At 30.0% G+C, this 16,974-nt stretch carries 19 protein-coding genes; 3 read left to right on the plus strand and 16 right to left on the minus strand.

The annotated features are described in order from the left end of the window. Positions 1-6: 6 nt before the first annotated feature. From fabZ to JW646_RS06610, 15 genes are all read right to left on the minus strand, one after another. Positions 7-429: a 3-hydroxyacyl-ACP dehydratase FabZ gene (fabZ, locus tag JW646_RS06540; RefSeq protein WP_074919416.1), complete on the minus strand. Its 423-nt coding sequence runs from the start codon at positions 427-429 to the stop codon at positions 7-9. Continuing rightward, positions 430-933: an acetyl-CoA carboxylase biotin carboxyl carrier protein gene (gene accB, locus JW646_RS06545; protein ID WP_228416980.1), complete on the minus strand. Its 504-nt coding sequence runs from the start codon at positions 931-933 to the stop codon at positions 430-432. It abuts the gene before it with no gap. A gap of 13 nt (positions 934-946) precedes the next feature. Beyond that, on the minus strand, positions 947-2,182 hold the full coding sequence (gene fabF, locus JW646_RS06550) for a beta-ketoacyl-ACP synthase II (RefSeq protein ID WP_148557209.1): 1,236 nt from the start codon (positions 2,180-2,182) through the stop codon (positions 947-949). A gap of 9 nt (positions 2,183-2,191) precedes the next feature. Beyond that, on the minus strand, positions 2,192-2,932 hold the full coding sequence (gene fabG, locus JW646_RS06555; protein WP_074919419.1) for a 3-oxoacyl-[acyl-carrier-protein] reductase: 741 nt from the start codon (positions 2,930-2,932) through the stop codon (positions 2,192-2,194). A 25-nt stretch (positions 2,933-2,957) separates the two neighbouring features. After that, positions 2,958-3,908 carry an ACP S-malonyltransferase gene (gene fabD, locus JW646_RS06560; protein WP_228416981.1) on the minus strand — a complete coding sequence of 317 codons (951 nt, stop codon included), beginning with the start codon at positions 3,906-3,908 and terminating at the stop codon, positions 2,958-2,960. Beyond that, positions 3,901-4,836: an enoyl-[acyl-carrier-protein] reductase FabK gene (gene fabK / locus JW646_RS06565; protein ID WP_074919421.1), complete on the minus strand. Its 936-nt coding sequence runs from the start codon at positions 4,834-4,836 to the stop codon at positions 3,901-3,903. Before fabK ends, fabD begins: the two co-directional genes overlap by 8 nt. A 24-nt stretch (positions 4,837-4,860) precedes the next feature. Further along, the gene (locus JW646_RS06570; protein ID WP_074919422.1) at positions 4,861-5,082 is read right to left on the minus strand and encodes an acyl carrier protein; all 222 of its coding nucleotides are present in this window, start codon (positions 5,080-5,082) and stop codon (positions 4,861-4,863) included. A gap of 142 nt (positions 5,083-5,224) precedes the next feature. Beyond that, positions 5,225-6,202, minus strand: coding sequence for a beta-ketoacyl-ACP synthase III (locus JW646_RS06575; RefSeq protein ID WP_228416982.1), 978 nt, complete (start codon positions 6,200-6,202; stop codon positions 5,225-5,227). A 180-nt stretch (positions 6,203-6,382) separates the two neighbouring features. Continuing rightward, on the minus strand, positions 6,383-6,766 hold the full coding sequence (gene acpS, locus JW646_RS06580; protein ID WP_074919424.1) for a holo-ACP synthase: 384 nt from the start codon (positions 6,764-6,766) through the stop codon (positions 6,383-6,385). Between the two features lie 198 nt (positions 6,767-6,964). After that, positions 6,965-9,637: a bifunctional acetaldehyde-CoA/alcohol dehydrogenase gene (gene adhE, locus JW646_RS06585; RefSeq protein WP_083399405.1), complete on the minus strand. Its 2,673-nt coding sequence runs from the start codon at positions 9,635-9,637 to the stop codon at positions 6,965-6,967. Between the two features lie 655 nt (positions 9,638-10,292). Further along, complete coding sequence (locus JW646_RS06590; RefSeq protein ID WP_207647258.1) at positions 10,293-11,048, minus strand: ABC transporter ATP-binding protein; 756 nt, start codon at positions 11,046-11,048, stop codon at positions 10,293-10,295. Then, on the minus strand, positions 11,048-12,118 hold the full coding sequence (locus JW646_RS06595) for a FecCD family ABC transporter permease (RefSeq protein ID WP_228416983.1): 1,071 nt from the start codon (positions 12,116-12,118) through the stop codon (positions 11,048-11,050). Before JW646_RS06595 ends, JW646_RS06590 begins: the two co-directional genes overlap by 1 nt. Positions 12,119-12,122: 4 nt before the next feature. Further along, positions 12,123-13,220, minus strand: a complete 1,098-nt coding sequence (locus tag JW646_RS06600) for an iron ABC transporter substrate-binding protein (protein WP_228416984.1) — start codon at positions 13,218-13,220, stop codon at positions 12,123-12,125. 43 nt (positions 13,221-13,263) lie between these two features. Further along, positions 13,264-13,788: an FmdE family protein gene (locus JW646_RS06605; protein ID WP_228416985.1), complete on the minus strand. Its 525-nt coding sequence runs from the start codon at positions 13,786-13,788 to the stop codon at positions 13,264-13,266. A gap of 11 nt (positions 13,789-13,799) precedes the next feature. Beyond that, entirely contained in the window at positions 13,800-14,612 is an 813-nt protein-coding gene (locus JW646_RS06610; protein WP_228416986.1) for a class I SAM-dependent methyltransferase, read from the minus strand. Positions 14,613-15,043: 431 nt separating this feature from the next. On the opposite strand from JW646_RS06610, the gene JW646_RS06615 reads away from it, so the two are divergent. Next, the gene (locus JW646_RS06615) at positions 15,044-15,724 is read left to right on the plus strand and encodes a Crp/Fnr family transcriptional regulator (protein ID WP_148557204.1); all 681 of its coding nucleotides are present in this window, start codon (positions 15,044-15,046) and stop codon (positions 15,722-15,724) included. A gap of 99 nt (positions 15,725-15,823) precedes the next feature. On the opposite strand, the gene JW646_RS06620 is transcribed toward JW646_RS06615, so the two are convergent. Then, a complete protein-coding gene (locus JW646_RS06620) occupies positions 15,824-16,129 on the minus strand; it encodes a DUF1540 domain-containing protein (protein WP_148557203.1) in 306 nt (101 codons plus the stop codon). A gap of 96 nt (positions 16,130-16,225) precedes the next feature. Here JW646_RS06620 and JW646_RS06625 point away from each other — a divergent pair, with 96 nt between their 5' ends. Together JW646_RS06625 and JW646_RS06630 are read left to right on the plus strand one after the other, a co-directional pair. Then, entirely contained in the window at positions 16,226-16,366 is a 141-nt protein-coding gene (locus JW646_RS06625) for a hypothetical protein (protein ID WP_187359247.1), read from the plus strand. Positions 16,367-16,424: 58 nt separating this feature from the next. Then, on the plus strand, positions 16,425-16,934 hold the full coding sequence (locus JW646_RS06630; RefSeq protein ID WP_148557202.1) for an L-threonylcarbamoyladenylate synthase: 510 nt from the start codon (positions 16,425-16,427) through the stop codon (positions 16,932-16,934). Positions 16,935-16,974 lie beyond the last annotated feature (40 nt).

Raw genomic sequence — 16,974 nt, forward strand, 5'->3', positions numbered from 1 at the left:
TATCACCTACCCAATAGCAAACATTATTTCGCCTTCACAAACTATACTTCCATCTACAGTAGCTTTACCTTTTCCTACACCAATACTTCCTCTTAACTTTACTATTTCTATTTCTAGATTTAGTTTGTCTCCTGGTGTTACTTGCTTTTTCCATCTTACTTTATCTGCTCCAACCAAAAATCCTATTTTACCTTTGAACTCTTCTTGTGACAGTATGCAGATTGCTCCCATTTGAGCCAATGCTTCTAAAATTAATACTCCTGGCATTACAGGATAGTCTGGAAAATGTCCATTGAAAAAGTTCTCATTTATAGTTACATTTTTATATCCTTTTGCACTTTTTCCTTCTACTACTTCTTCAACTCTATCTATCATTAAAAATGGATATCTATGAGGTAAAATATCTTTTATTTCTTTAACAGTTAACATTTATACTCTCCTTACTTTGAATAATGGCTCTCCGTATTGAACCATTTTCCCATTTTCACTTAATACACTAACTATTTCACAATCAAATTCTGCACTAATTTCATTCATAAGTTTCATAGCTTCAACAATACAGACTACTTCACCTTTGCTTATTTTTTGGCCTATACTTACAAAAGGACCATCATCTGGTGACATAGCTTCATAAAATGTTCCCACTATTGGTGAAGATATTACTTCCATATCAGTAGCATCATCATTGTTTTGAGAAACATTATTTTCTTCAACATTTTCTTTAAATTCTGTTTTTATATCAGCATCATTACTAGAATTATTAACGTCTATCTTCTTTGAATTATTATCACACAAATCATTATTATTAGATGAATAATTTCTTGTAATTGATTTATCCATTTTTATAAACTCTTTTTCATCTCTCATTTCAAAATAAGATAAATTGGAGCTGTTAATAAGTTCAATAAGTTCTTTTACTTCATCAAATCTCATATTTCCCTCCTATTTAGTCCCACTTTTTGAATAAAAGTGTGGCATTATGACCACCAAATCCTAATGAGTTACTTAAAGCATATTTAAGCTCTTTTTCTCGTCCCACATTAGGAACATAGTCTAAATCTAATTCCTCTTCACCTTCACTATAACCTATAGTTGGATGTATAAATCCTTCTTGTAAAGATTTTATACAAACTATAGATTCTATTGCTCCAGCTGCTCCTAACAAGTGACCTGTCATAGATTTAGTTGAAGAAATAGGAATATTTTTTGCATCTTTTTCAAATACTTTTTTAATCGCTCTAGTTTCAAATAAATCATTATACGGTGTTGATGTACCATGAGCATTTATATAAGAAACTTCACTTGGGCTTATACCAGCTTCGTCAATGGCATCTTTCATTGCTTTTGATGCACTTATACCCTCTGGATCTGGAGAAGTTATATGATAGGCATCACAAGTTGACCCATATCCTACTATTTCGCATAGTATATTTGCTCCCCTTTTCAGTGCATGATCTAAACTTTCCATAACTAATATACCTGCACCTTCTCCCATAACAAATCCACTTCTATCTTTGTCAAATGGTATAGATGCTCTTTCAGGTATATTTTTAGAGTTTAAAGCTTTCATATTACTAAATCCAGCTATAGCTATAGTTGTAATAGACGCTTCACATCCTCCACTTATCATTACATCTGCATATCCATGTTTTATATGTCTAAATGCATCACCTATATTATTAGTTCCTGTAGCACAAGCTGTTACAGCTGATGTACAAGTTCCTTTCGCACCATATTTAATAGCAATATTAGCAGCACCTGCATTGATTATAGTCATAGGGATATACATTGGAGATATTCTTTTAGGTCCTTTTTTATATAAATTTCCAAATTCATTTTCATGAGTATGGAAACCTCCTATACCTGAACCAACCATTACACCAACTCTATTTTTATCTATTTCATCCATATTAATACCTGACTGTTTTATGGCTTCTTCACTTGCTATAAGTGCATATTGTGTAAACTTATCAAGTCTTCTACATTCTTTTTTATCTAAATAATCTTCTATTTTTAAGTCTTTGACTTCTCCAGCAATTTTTACATCTAGATTTTCAACGTCCATTGACTTAATAAAGTCGATTCCTAATTTTCCATTTTTAGCATTAGTCCAAAATTCTTCAGCGCTATTTCCAATTGGAGTAACAGCACCTATTCCTGTAATAACTACTCTTTTATTCATAAAAACCTCCTACATTGCCATGCCGCCATCCACATGGATGACTTGACCTGTTATATAATCCGATTGATTACTAGCTAAAAATAATGCTAAATTAGCAATATCCTCTGCTTGACCTAATCTTTTAAGAGGCACTTGAGACATTATGTTTTTCTTTTGGTCTTCACTTAATACTTTTGTCATATCAGTATCTATAAACCCTGGAGCAATGGCATTTACATTTATATTTTTGCCTCCAATTTCACGTGCTAAAGATTTTGTCATTCCAATAAGACCTGCTTTTGATGCACAGTAATTCACTTGTCCTGCATTACCTATAACACCAACTACTGAAGACATATTTATTATCTTTCCAGATTTTTGTCTTATCATTATTGGAGTCACTGCTTTTAAACAGTTAAATGCTCCTTTTAAATTAACATCTATAACACTATCAAAATCTTCCTCTTTCATTCTCATTATTAAATTATCTTTTGTTATACCAGCATTATTAACTAGTATATCTACTCTTCCAAAAACTTCTTTAGCTTCTTTTATTAATTTCTCAGCTTCTTCAAAATTACTTACGTTTGCTTTGACAATCAAAGTATCAGATCCTAGTTTATCTAATTCTTCTTTTAACTGAAGAGCTTCTGTTTCACTATTTCTATAATTAAGCACTATATTAGCGCCTTCTTTGGCATATTTTATAGCAATTTCTCTACCTATACCTCTAGAAGCACCTGTAATTACTGCACATTTTCCTTGTAACATTAACTTACCTCCTGTTATTCAAAGCTTAAGCATTAATTTTATCAAGCTTTAAACTTTCAACTGTTTCTCTTAAAGATTTCAAATCTTCTACATTATAGATTTTTACATCTTTATTTATTTTCTTTACAAATCCAGTTAAAGTTTTACCTGGACCTACTTCTATAAAAGTATTAACTCCTCTGTCAATTAAATCTTTTATACTTTTTTCAAAAAGTACTGATGACATTATTTGTTGTCTTAATAACTCCTTAACATCATCACCTTCTTCATAAGGGCTTCCCTTTACATTAGAGTAAACTGTCTTTTTAAATTTATTTATATTTGCTTTTTGTAATTCTTCATAAAACTTATAACTAGCTTTTTCATATATAGAACTGTGGAAAGGTCCACTTACTTTTAAAGGTACTACCATTCCTTTTAGTTCTTTTCCTATTTTTATGCTAGCTTTTATTGCCTTGTGCTCCCCTGATATTACAACTTGACCAGGACAGTTATAGTTTGCACCTTCCACAAGTCCAAACTCACTAGCTTTTTTTATAAGTTCTTCAACTTTGTCATTATCAAGCTTTAGTACCGCTGCCATCGTTCCTTCTTCTGGGCTTACCTCTGAATCCATAATCTGTGCTCTTGTTTTTATAAGTTTCATCCCATCTTCAAAAGAAAGCATTCCACCATATACTAAAGCTCCATATTCTCCTAAAGATAATCCTAAAGCATAGTCAGCTTCAACCCCTGACTCCTCCAAAGCTTTTTGGCAGGCTAGAGATGTTAGCATTATTGCAGGCTGGCTATTTTTAGTTCTAGTTAATTCTTCAATAAAACCATTGAAAATTAAATCCTTTATAGGCATATCTAGAATTTCTTCACCTTTATCAAATATGTTTTTGCAACTTTCTATGTTTTCATATAAATCTTTTCCCATATTTATATATTGGGAACCTTGGCCGGGAAAAAGAAATGCTATTTTATTACTCATTGCAAACCCTCCCAAGTACTAAGTCTAGCTCACTTATTAATTCATCTATAATTTCTTTACAAGTTTGCTTTTTACTAACAAGCCCTGCTATTTGACCTGCCATAACACTACCGTTATTAACATCACCATCTACTACAGCTTTTCTTAGAGCTCCTTTTCCTAAAGCTTCTATTTCTTCTGGGTTAGCATTAGTTTTTTCAAGTTTTATATACTCTCTAGTAAGTTTATTTCTTAAAACTCTAACTGGATGAGATGTACTTGTTCCTGTAACTTCAGTATCTATATCTTTTGCGTTTAAAACTCTATCTTTATAATTTTCATGAACCTTGCATTCTTTTGATACTAAAAATCTAGTTCCCATTTGGACTCCACAAGCTCCAAGCATAAATGATGCTGCTATACCTCTTCCATCACCTATACCTCCTGCTGCTATTACAGGGATATCCACTGCATCCACAACTTGTGGTACTAAACTCATAGTTGTCAATTGACCAATATGACCTCCTGCTTCCATCCCTTCTACTATAACTGCATCTGCGCCGAATTTTTCCATTCTTTTTGCAATTGCTACAGAAGGGACAACAGGTATTACTTTCACATTGTGCTTTTTCCAATTTTCAATGTATTTTCCAGGACTTCCTGCCCCAGTTGTTACTACAGCAACTTGTTCATCACATACTAACTTTGCAATTTCGTCAATATTGTCTCTCATAAGCATTATGTTTATGCCAAAAGGCTTTTTAGTAAGTGATTTAGTTTTTTTGATTTCAGCTCTAACGTCTTCTGTATCCCCTACTCCACTTATAATTCCTAGGCCTCCTGCTTCACTAACCGCTGCTGCTAAAGTAGCATCTGATATCCAAGCCATACCGCCTTGAATTATTGGATATTTTATATTTAGTAATTCTGTTATCCTTGAAGTTTTCATATTTCCTCCTGTAACCATATCTTATTATTTTGTCTTTTCTTCTATATAGTTAACTACGTCCTTTATAGTTTTCATACTTTCTGGTGCTTCTACTTCTATTCCAAATTCTTCTTCTATTTCTATTATTAATTGGAATGTGTCTAATGAGTCTATTCCTAAAGATGCAAAAGTACTGTCTAATTTTATTTCATCTCTCTCTATTGATAAGTTTTCTTCCATTATTCCTTGTAATTTTTCAAATATCATTTTTTTATCCTCCATAAATTTAATAATTTTTATTATTTTCGTAATCTTAATTTACTTTCTTACTTTAGTTATCTTAGTTAGTTCTTTAATCTTAGTTAATCTTGTTAATTTTAAATTTCCTAAATTTTAATTTATTTTCAAATTAAATAGCCCAATTTATTAAAGTTGCTCCATAAGTAAGGCCTGCACCAAATCCGACTAATATAATTTTACTATCTTTTTTTAATAATCCTTTTTCATTCATATCACTAAGTGCAATTGGTATAGATGCTCCTGAAGTATTTCCATACTCCTCCATATTCATATAAAACTTATCTATATCTACTTTTAACTTTTTAGCAGCATATTGAATAATTCTTACATTTGCTTGATGCGGAATTATATAATCAATATCATTAATATCTAAATTATTTTCTTCCAGTATTTTATTAATTGAATTTACTATAACAGAGATAGCAAACTTAAATATTTCACCACCGTCCATTCTTAATTTAGAATCTCTAATGATTTTGCTTTCTACAAATGGACTATCTACATCATTACCTCCAATTGTTAAACATTCATATTTTTCTCCTACTGATTTGCAAAAAGAGCTTATAAGTCCTATGTTATCACTTTTTGATAAAACAGCTGCTCCTGCACCATCACCAAATAATACACACGTAGATCTATCTTCCCAGTCAAGTGACTTTGAAAGATTTTCAGCGCCTATAACTAGAGCGTGTTTGTAATTATTTGATCCTATCATAGCTTTTGCCACATCTAATCCATATATAAATCCAGAACAAGCAGCGCTTATATCAAAGGCAAGGGCATTATCTGCACCTATAATACTTTGAACTATGCATGCAGTAGATGGAGTAAACATATCTGGTGTACAAGTTGCAACTATTAACAAATCCACATCCAATGGACTTATATTTGCATTTTCCAAAGCTTTTTCACCAGCTTTTGCTGCCATATCAGATGTATTCTCGCCTTTAGAAATATATCTACTTTTTATGCCAGTTCGTGAATAAATCCATTCGTCACTAGTATCAATGATTTCACTTAACTGATCATTAGTAACTAAATTGGAAGGTGTGTATTTTCCTAAACCTTCTATAATTACCTCTTTCATAGATTTCTCCTTCTTTTATCTTTGAATTTAAAATATCTTGATTGTCAAAATATAATATTCAAAATAATCTAAAGTTATTTATAAATTAATAATTTAGCTTTATTTTGATATTCAAACTATATTACATCCAAATGAATAAGTCAACCTCTTTTACATAAATTTTTCTCTTGTAATTAATTGTTATTTTTCTCTTATTATAGTCATAGCGTTGGCAATAGCGTAATCTTTGCCATGAGATATTGATACCTTTATTTCTAAAACATCATGATTTTTACATATTTGTTCTAAGTTGTTATGTGTTTTTACTATAGGCTTTCCTAATTCATCTCTTAGTACTTCTATATCTTTTAAATTGTATCCCCTTATACCTAATCCCAAAGATTTACTAATCGCTTCTTTTGCTGCGAAATTTCCAGCTATAGTTTCTGCTCTATATCCTTTTGATTCAAATAATTCTATTTCTTTATCTGTAAATAGCTTTTTTAAGAAGGTTTCTCTTTTTACTAATGCTTTTTTTATTCTTTCGATTTCTATAATATCTATTCCTATATCTAAAATATTCATAATTTCCTCCGTATATATACATCTTTATAATTTATAATTATCTATTTTTTTATTTATAATTATACATTTTAACATTAAATTTCCACAAACTATAAATTATTATAATAAAGATTGAGTTTCTAACTAAAAAGAAAGCTATCTTAAAATATTTTTAATCATTTAAGATAGCCTTCTATATGTTATCTAGTAATTAGAAATTTATTCTTCACAAGTTTCTGCTACTTGCTTTTCTATATCCTCTAATATATCTTCATCATTTTTTAATTTAGAGTATGAAACTTCACCATAATAAGCCTTTAAGTACATTTCTTTTATTTCTGAGAATAAAGGATATCTTGGGTTAGCACCTGTACATTGATCATCAAATGCCTGTTCTACCATTAGATCCAAGTTTTCTAGAAATGCTTTTTCATCTATACCAAACTCTTTTATAGTTTCTGGTATATTTACCTTAGCTTTTAGTTCTTTTATTTTTAATTGTAATTTATCAAATTTTTCTTCATCATCTTTTCCTTCTATTCCTATAAAGGTAGCTACCTCAGCATATCTTTTTAACATATTTGGATATTCATATTGTGGGAATGTACCCATTTTTCTTGGTGCTGAGTTAACATTAAAGTCTAATACTAAATTTATTAATAATGCATTTGCTACACCATGTGGTATATGATGGAATGCTCCTAATTTATGAGCAAGGGAGTGACAAACACCTAAAAATGCATTTGCAAATGCCATACCTGCCATTGTTGAAGCATGAGCCATTTTTTCTCTTGCCTTAGGATCACTAGCACCATTTTCATAGGCTCTTGGCAAATATTCAAATATAGATTTAGTTGCTTGTAGGGCTAATCCATCTGTAAATTCAGTTTGAAGCATAGCTGCATAAGCCTCTAGTGAATGTGTTAGAGCATCTATCCCCGAGGCTGCAGTTAATCCCTTTGGTTGATTCATCATCATATCTGCATCTACTATAGCCATAGTTGGCATTAACTCATAATCTGCAAGTGGATATTTGTGGCCTGTTGTGTCATCTGTTATAACTGCAAATGGAGTAACTTCTGACCCAGTCCCTGAAGAAGTTGGTATTGATACCATCATAGCCTTTTGACCCATTTTAGGGAATTCATATACTCTTTTTCTTATATCCATAAACCTCATCGCCAAATCCATGAAATCTATTTCAGGATGTTCATACATAACCCACATAATTTTAGCTGCATCCATTGCTGATCCTCCGCCAATTGCAATTATACAGTCTGGAACAAATGCTTGTAATTGTTCAGCACCCTTTTTAGCTGTGCTTAATGTTGGGTCTGGTTTAACTTCATAAAAAGTTGTGTGCTTAATACCCATAGCATCTAATTCATCTGTTACTGGTTTTGTATATCCATTACCATATAAGAATTCATCTGTTACTATAAATACTTTTTTACAATCATAATATTGTTTTCCAAGTTCTTGTATAGCCACACCTAAGCATCCTTTTTTAATATAAGTTTTGGCTGGTGTTCTAAACCAAAGCATATTTTCTCTCCTTTCAGCCACTGTTTTAGTATTTAGTAGTTGAAGTGGCCCAACTTGCCCAGAGAAAGAGTTATTTCCCCAAGAACCACAGCCTAATGTTAATGATGGAGCTAGTTTAAAGTTATATAAATCTCCTATACCACCTTGAGATGATGGAGTATTAACTAATATACGACAAGTTTTCATTTCTCGTTGGAATTTTTCAAGTTTTTCTTTGTTGTTTACAACGTCTAAATAAATTCCTGCTGTATGGCCTATACCTCCACCTTTTACAAGATCATCTGCTTTTTGTACTGCATCGTCAAAATCTTTTGCTTTATACATTGTTAATAGTGGGAATAATTTTTCATGGGATAATGGTTCCGATATGTCTGTTGATGTAGCTTCTCCTATAATTAGTTTTGTATCTCCAGGTAATTCAAATCCTGCTTCTTCAGCCACTTCTGTAGCTGGCCTACCTACCAACTTAGCATTCATAGTTCCAGCTGGTCCAAGTACTATTTCCTTTAATTGTTCTAATTCTTTATTTTCAGGTATATAAGCTTTTCTAGCTATGAATTCATTTTTAACCTCATCATATATTGATGAATCAACTATAACTGATTGTTCTGATGCACATATTGTGCCATTGTCGAATGTTTTGGAATGTATTATAGAAGACACTGCCATTTTTATGTCACAAGAAGAGTCAAGTATTATTGGTGTGTTACCCGAGCCAACCCCTATAGCTGGTTTTCCTGAAGAATAAGCTGCTTTAACCATTCCTGGTCCTCCTGTAGCTAATATCATGTCTGCTTCTTTCATTATTTCTCCAGATAACTCTACTGATGGTTCATCAATCCAGCCTATTATATTTTCTGGTGCTCCAGCTTTCACAGCTGCATTTAGTACAATTTTAGCAGCCTCAATTGTACAATTTTTTGCTCTTGGATGTGGAGAAAACACTATCCCATTTCTACTTTTTAAGGCTATTAAGCTTTTAAATATTGCTGTAGATGTAGGGTTTGTAGTTGGAATTATACCCGCTAATACTCCTACTGGTTCATAAATCTTTGTAATCCCAAAACCTTCATTTTTTTCTATTACTCCACAAGTTTGGGTATTTTTATAAGCGTTGTAAATATACTCAGATGCATAATGATTTTTTATAACCTTATCTTCTGCAACACCTATTCCAGTTTCTTTAACTGCCATTTTTGCAAGATGTATTCTTTGTTTATTCGCTTCCATCGCAGCTTCAAAAAATATTTTGTCAACTTGCTCTTGAGTAAACAGTGAAAATTGTGCTTGAGCTTTCCTTACTTGCTCCATTTTTTCTTTTAATGTTTCAACATTATTTACCACCATAAATTAAAAACTCTCCTTTTATTTTTTTTGGCTCTTGTTGATTAATTTATTGCTGATAATTTGATATTAGCATAATTTCAACCTAATCAAAACAATTTTTTAGGACTATTATTTAACAATCTAATATATTTTGTCATTATGTTTTATAAATAATAAATTATATGTATTAATAAATATTTAACATTTATTAGATAAAATTCATGTTAGATATATGGGCAAAATCTTTTTAAATTATATTAATCATATATATTAAATATTAAGTAATTTGAATAATTAATTTAGTTTTATTCATTTTTCTAGTTTATGTAATATACTTTCATTAGTTTATTTATATAACTACATATAAAACCTACACACTACTTCGTGTTTTATCTTGTTTATATTTTTCTATTTTGCTAGTTAAAAAAAAGATTATATTGTATACATCTTAATAAAATCTTTGATGTTATTCATAATAAATTTATATCAATTAACAACTTTGTAAATAAAATTTAACATTATTATAAGATGTTTATTTAGATATATTTTTATTTTTATTATTTTCTTATAGAATTCCTCTAATTTATTTTTTGTTTCATAAAAAAAAGCCAAAGGCATAACCCTTCAGCTTATTTCCATTTACTATTTTACATATAAAATAATTAAATTTTAACTTTTATATTAAAGGTATCACTATACTTTTATTATTATATGTCTTTACTTCTACAGGTACCTTATATACCTCTTCAATATTTTTAGGAGACATTATCTCTATTCCTCCATAGTTGTATATTTTTCTGTCTTTCAAAAATATGAATTTATCACAATATCTTAAAGCTAAATTTAAATCATGTATTACAATTATTACGGATATATTATTTTCATGGGCAATCTCATTAACCGTCTTTAATACTTCAAGTTGATTTTTTAAATCTAAGTTACTTGTTGGCTCATCTAGTAATAATACTTTAGGTTGTTGTGCTAAAGCTCTAGCTAGCATTACTTTTTGTAACTCTCCTCCACTAAGCTCATCTAAATATCTCAATGAAAAATTTTCTAATCCCATTCTCTTTATTATATCTTCAACAATCTTTATATCTTCTTTAGTTTCACTAACTTTTATATAGGGCTTTCTCCCCAATAATATAGCATCAAATACAGTAAATTTAGTGGCTTCATTTTTTTGAGCTACATAGGCTATCTTCTTCGCAATATCTCCTTGTTTTAACTGAAGCACATCTTCACCTTCCACATAAACACTTCCATGTTGTGGAGAAATAATTCTGTTTAAACATTTTAACATAGTGCTTTTTCCTGCTCCATTATTGCCAAGTACTGCTATGCACTCTCCATGTTCCACATCAAATTTTATGTCATCTAAAATATTAGCATTATTTTTATATGAAAATTTTAAGGAATCTATTTTCATCATTATTTTTCAACTCCTTTAAATAAAATATATAAAAATAGTGGAGCTCCCATAAAGGATGTTATAGTTCCTATTGGTAAAATAATTGGAGATATAACCATCCTAGCTATAGTATCACTAAATAACAATAAGAATGATCCCAATATGGCTGATGCAGGTATTAAATATCTATAGTCGTTTCCTACAAATTTTCTCATTATATGAGGGGCTATTAAACCTATAAAGTTAATTATTCCGACAAAAGATACAATAACTGATGCTGTTAAAGAACTTATTACCATACCTACAATTCTCATAGTTGATACATTTACTCCTAATCCTTTTGCTGTTTGTTCTCCACTTTCTAACGCATTATAGTTCCAGCGATTGTACATAAAATATATAAGTGCCAGCCCAGATACTACTGTTACAATTAATATTTCTCTCCAGGAAGCCCTACCTAAATCTCCAAAAGTCCAAAATACTATGGCTGCAACTTGAACATCATTGGCGAAATACTGAATTAAAGCTGTAGCTCCAGAAAATAATGAACTTATGGCAACTCCTGCAAGTACCATTGTTTCAGGTGTTACTTTTTTAAATCTAGAGAGTAGTAAAATAACAACTGTGGCTCCCATAGATCCTATAAAAGCACATATGCTTGTCATATAAGGATTACTTATTGCTACAGCATCTGCTGTATTACTTTGTATAGAACCTGCTCCAAAATATACAATAGCCAAAGCTGCTCCAAAGGCTGCACCTTGAGATACTCCTAATGTTGACGCTGATGCTAAAGGATTTTTTAGAATACTTTGCATTACACATCCTGTAATAGCCAATCCTATTCCTGATACTATCGCCATAGCTACTCTTGGTAATCTTATATTAAATAAAAGCATCTTGCTCTGTTTGCTACCTTGTCCTATAAGAGTTTTAATTACTTCAATTACAGACAAATTAGATGAACCAACACTAATTGCATATAGTCCCATTCCAGCAGTAAGTAAAAATATAATAAATAATATTAACCTTTTTTTATAAACATACTGATTATAGTCATTTAATACTCGATGTTGTTTAATTGCTAACATCTAATCACTCTCCAATAGTAATAGGCCCAAATCCTAATCCTTCTTTTTCAAAATCACTATATAACTTTTTACCTAAGAACTTTTGGTAGATTTCATCAGCTTTTTCTTTAACATTTACATCTTTAAATTGTTCTGGATATATTATAGAACCTGCATAGTAAGCATCTGCAATGGCAATTTCCACATTAGTTGTATACCAATTATAAGATGGTTGAGAATAAACTTTCTTATTTTTTATAGCACTTAAAGAATTATAAAAATCAGGATTTTTCTTATAATCTTTATTTACTAATTTCATATTTTGAGGATTTAAAAATATTATATCTGGATTCCATGTAGATACTTTTTCTAAATCCATCAATAAAGCACCCTCTTTCTTAGTTTCATCTACTACATTTTTTGCATTTATTGCCTCAAAAGGAGGATATTTTCCGTAAGTTCCTTCAAATCCATGCTCTCCTCTAAAACTTACTGCACCAGTGTATACTGTTGGTTTATTTTTATCATTTATATCTTTAGTTCTATCATCTAAATCTTTTTCTAATTCATCCATATATGTAATTAATTCTTTAGCTCTATCTTGTTTGCCAATAACTTCACCTATTAGTTCCAATGATTTATCCATGTTTTTATCAAATATACCGTTATAAGAAACTGTAACTACAGGAACTCCAGTTTTTTCAGTAAGATCTTGTGCCATATCTTTATCATAAGCAGCTATAATTACATCTGGTTTTGCTTTTATTATTTCTTCTTGATAGGCAGTGCTACCATTACTTCCTCCTTCACCTACTACAGGTAATTTAGCAAGTTCTGGATAAACATAACTATATGGTCTAGCTATACTAACTTCACCTTCTAAATTTTCTACTCCTACTACCTTATCAGTTCCTTGCATATAACTTACCATTCTTAGGGCTCCCGCACCTAACGCTATAATAGAATCTGATTCACTAGGTATTTCAACTTCTCTTCCTAAAACATCTGTTACTTTTTTTGTTTTAGCCTCATCTTTTTCTTTTTCATTGGAAGTCTGACTGCATCCTGTTATTGACAACATTAATATAAGTAACATAGGTAAAATACGTTTAATAATTTTCATTTTTCTCCCCCCATTTATCTCTTTTGTTTGTATATTTTAACTTTTACCATCCTCTGTTATATGAATTAAAGCAATCTTCACACACTGTTTTACCACCTTGTAAATGCATTTTATGCTCTGGTGCTTTTTCTTTACAGCATTCACATTCTACACTAGTAAAAATACGTGCTTGTTCTGGTAAATCAAATTTGGGTACAGAAAAATCAAATACTTCATCTATAGGTCCCTCTAAAATAAATTTTTGCTTTTCTTGTCTGTCATCTGTATGACTTACTCCTTTAAAATAAAGACGTAATTTTTCACCATTTCTTCTATTAAAAAATGAAAATGCTTGTTTTCCTGTTCCTCTATAAATCAAGTTTCCTTTACCTATGGAACACCCTAATAAAGATTGAATTGCGTCTACACCACAAGCATCATTTTCTGTAATACAAACTATTTCCTCATCTTGCGCACATCCAATACCCATTTTTTCCATTGCTGCATCACACGCTCTTACTCCTATTGCAAGACCTGGACACTCATGTCCATGAAAACCTACTGCTTTTTCCCATAATTCTTTCTTCATCTTATATCCTCCTATACTTGCCAATATATAGTTGCTATAGTTGTGTTTACTTTTTCAACAACCAGTCCATCTTTACATATTGACTCTAAATATTTTTTTATAATTTTTTCTTCCTCTAAAGTGATGTCCTTGTATGATTTAACTCTGTTTATATATAATCCAAAAGCTTCTTCAAGTGTTTTTTCCATATTCCATACTTGTTTTTCATATTCCACCTTTGGCTCATATCCTTGTAGCCATAACATCTCAAATGCATAGGCAATGTCCATATCACAACTTTCTTTGTTTTTATTTATACCTACAAGTTCTTTTACTTTTTCAGACACTGGATCATTTCTTCTTGTAGGCTTACACAATACACAGTATTTTTTACTAGCCTTTGATAGCTTTTCAAAAGTTTCTGCACTATTTATAGCTGGTGTCATATGAGCAAAAACTAAATCAAACTTAGTGTTAAATCCATGCTTTGATAAATCAAAGTTACTCCAGTCTTCGCAGTAAAACTTCGCATTGCTTGCTTTATATATTTCTTTATTTTTGTTTGCATTTTCAATCATCTTTGGTGATAAATCAATTCCTATAATACTTTCACATAAATTGGATAAAGCCATGGAATACTTTCCACTACCACAACCCACATCTAAAACTTGAAAACTAGAATTTATCATATTATTGTCTAATATTAACTTTAGAAATTGGCTATCTTCTACTGTAGGTACTGTAAACTTATTAAAACTTGGTGCCATACAATTCCACAAATCCACACTTGCCTTTTTGTTAAAATCGCTGTTTTTCCATTTATTACGAATATTATCTAATTCCATTTAACCCCTCCATATAATAAAAAATTCGCTTCGCTCATGTCGCCAACGAGATGCCTTCGCTATCGCTTCAGGCAACTCCGTTGCTCAAAAATACATTTTTTACACTTTCTAAATAAGTTGATATAGCTTAATTCCAGAGTTTATTAACAGCGTAAATTCAACTATAATTTCCTAATATGTAAAAAAAGACGCCATTAAATTAGCGTCTTCATAACATTTTTTTAGCCTTCAGGCTAAAGATTATCTCATCATTAAATTTTTTCATTATTCTTTTAAATAACATCATTCAATATTAATAATAATTTAACTATTTAAGTTTATGTGTTGCAAATGTAACACTTTTATCATTTTTTCAAAAAAATTGATGTTTTTTAACGAAAATTAATATAAGATTTAAATTAGTAAGGCATTTAATCGAATAGGTGGTGAATATGATGATTGATGTATGTAAAGATATAAATTTGATGACTAAATTTAATATATTTTCAAAATTTCCATTAGATCAGTTAGAACATCTTTTAAACTGCTGTGGCGCATATTATAAATGCTATGAAAAAAATGAAGTTATTTATTTTCAAGGGGATGAAATAAATTTTCTATGCATAATAATCTCAGGAAGTGTTTCCATAGAAAAAGTAGATATCTTTGGAAATAATACATATATGCTAGATTTTTATTCAGGGAATTTTTTCGGTGAACAAATGGTTCTAGACACACCTTCCATAAGTCCCTACACTTATAAATGCTCTACAAAATGTAAAATTTTATGTCTTCCTTTTCATAAAAAATATAGCACTAATAATTGTAAAAATACTTGTGAGTGTAGAGTTTTGTTTAGAGAGAACTTACTCAACCAAATTGCTGAAAATAATCTATTATTTATAAATAAACTTGAAGTTTTATCAAAGAAAAGTATTCGTGAAAAAATAATGACATTTCTAATTAATGAATCAGAAAAGTGTAATTCTAGCAAAGTTCAAATTCCATTTAGCAAATCAAAATTTGCTGATTATTTGGGGGTAAATAGATCTTCACTAATGAGAGAATTATCTAATATGAAGATTGATGGATTAATTGAGTTAAATAATAAAACTTTTACTATTTTAAAATAGTTACTTGTTTATCATTTAATAAATATTAAATATATTATAAACTTATGTTAACAAAATAAAAGTATTATCAATAATAGAATTGATAATACTTTTATTTTGTTACTCACATTCAAATGTATTACAACATGCATTTTGAACATCTATTTGAACATTATCTGCATGACAACCTTTATTTTCATTATGTACACAGTTATGTGCCTCACATTTTATATTACATACATCTGTATTTAGAGCATCTATACTATTCACAAAGCTACTTTTGGCTTTATCTACAAAAGTTGTACAAGTAGTATCTAAATTTTCTACTGCACTACGTCCGCCTACATTTATGGCTCCCGCCTTACATTCATAGCCAAAATTATGTGCACAATTTGTTACATTACAGCTTAAATCTCCACTCTGCATTCTTTTACCTCCTTAGAACTATTTTTTTATATTATTTCCAAAAAATCAAAAGAAAATTCTAATTCAAATGTAATACTCTGGTCACATAAAATAATCATGATTAGCTGGTGGGATTTAATAACTCAAAATACTATTGATAAAATACTTGATGAAGTTGAGTTTCCAGGATGGTCACTTAACCATGCTGCTATTATAGAAACTTCTTTAATATTAAAAGGTAAATTTATACATGGTTAATAAGTCTATTATTATGAATAATATTAATAATAGACTTATTAACCATGGAGGATTAACAATGAGAAAAGCAATTATATGTCTGCTTATTTTTTCTATAACTTTTACGAGTATGGGGTTTAACTTTAATAAAGTTTATGGTCAAAATCTTATACTTAAATCTAGTAATCAACAACCAGTTGATAAAGAAAAAAAATATTTAACTCAGCTACAAAGTATTTCTAGCCAATTAGATATACTTGCTACGAACACATTGGACAAAATAACTAATAATGAAAATAAAACTCCCCTTGTAAAAGATGCTTCTTTTATAAAATCTCAGATTAAAGAATTAAGACTAGAGTTATCAGATTATCATAAAACAGAAAGTGGAGATATAGAAAAAAATCCTATATCACTAGCACTTTTAAATTCATTAAATTTTTATAGTATGTCACTTTCATATTTGTTATCAGTTCTAGAAGCTACTGATTCTTCTTCTGAAAGTAAATCTTTACAATATTATTATACAAACAAATCTCTTGGGGATTATATGTTATTATGGGTTGAAAATCAGCTAAACAAAGAATAAGCACTAAGTTTATAATCTTAGTGCTTATTCTTTGTTTAGT

This window comes from Terrisporobacter hibernicus (genome assembly GCF_020809405.1).
Lineage (GTDB): Bacteria > Bacillota > Clostridia > Peptostreptococcales > Peptostreptococcaceae > Terrisporobacter > Terrisporobacter petrolearius.

Coding starts and splice junctions, on each gene's coding strand:
- fabZ (WP_074919416.1), bottom strand. CDS start 429: ATGTTAACTGTTAAAGAAATAAAAGATATTTTACCTCATAGATATCCA.
- accB (WP_228416980.1), bottom strand. CDS start 933: ATGAGATTTGATGAAGTAAAAGAACTTATTGAACTTATTAACAGCTCC.
- fabF (WP_148557209.1), bottom strand. CDS start 2,182: ATGAATAAAAGAGTAGTTATTACAGGAATAGGTGCTGTTACTCCAATT.
- fabG (WP_074919419.1), bottom strand. CDS start 2,932: ATGTTACAAGGAAAATGTGCAGTAATTACAGGTGCTTCTAGAGGTATA.
- fabD (WP_228416981.1), bottom strand. CDS start 3,908: ATGAGTAATAAAATAGCATTTCTTTTTCCCGGCCAAGGTTCCCAATAT.
- fabK (WP_074919421.1), bottom strand. CDS start 4,836: ATGAAAACTTCAAGGATAACAGAATTACTAAATATAAAATATCCAATA.
- JW646_RS06570 (WP_074919422.1), bottom strand. CDS start 5,082: ATGATATTTGAAAAATTACAAGGAATAATGGAAGAAAACTTATCAATA.
- JW646_RS06575 (WP_228416982.1), bottom strand. CDS start 6,202: ATGAAAGAGGTAATTATAGAAGGTTTAGGAAAATACACACCTTCCAAT.
- acpS (WP_074919424.1), bottom strand. CDS start 6,766: ATGAATATTTTAGATATAGGAATAGATATTATAGAAATCGAAAGAATA.
- adhE (WP_083399405.1), bottom strand. CDS start 9,637: ATGGTGGTAAATAATGTTGAAACATTAAAAGAAAAAATGGAGCAAGTA.
- JW646_RS06590 (WP_207647258.1), bottom strand. CDS start 11,048: ATGATGAAAATAGATTCCTTAAAATTTTCATATAAAAATAATGCTAAT.
- JW646_RS06595 (WP_228416983.1), bottom strand. CDS start 12,118: ATGTTAGCAATTAAACAACATCGAGTATTAAATGACTATAATCAGTAT.
- JW646_RS06600 (WP_228416984.1), bottom strand. CDS start 13,220: ATGAAAATTATTAAACGTATTTTACCTATGTTACTTATATTAATGTTG.
- JW646_RS06605 (WP_228416985.1), bottom strand. CDS start 13,788: ATGAAGAAAGAATTATGGGAAAAAGCAGTAGGTTTTCATGGACATGAG.
- JW646_RS06610 (WP_228416986.1), bottom strand. CDS start 14,612: ATGGAATTAGATAATATTCGTAATAAATGGAAAAACAGCGATTTTAAC.
- JW646_RS06615 (WP_148557204.1), top strand. CDS start 15,044: ATGATGATTGATGTATGTAAAGATATAAATTTGATGACTAAATTTAAT.
- JW646_RS06620 (WP_148557203.1), bottom strand. CDS start 16,129: ATGCAGAGTGGAGATTTAAGCTGTAATGTAACAAATTGTGCACATAAT.
- JW646_RS06625 (WP_187359247.1), top strand. CDS start 16,226: ATGATTAGCTGGTGGGATTTAATAACTCAAAATACTATTGATAAAATA.
- JW646_RS06630 (WP_148557202.1), top strand. CDS start 16,425: ATGAGAAAAGCAATTATATGTCTGCTTATTTTTTCTATAACTTTTACG.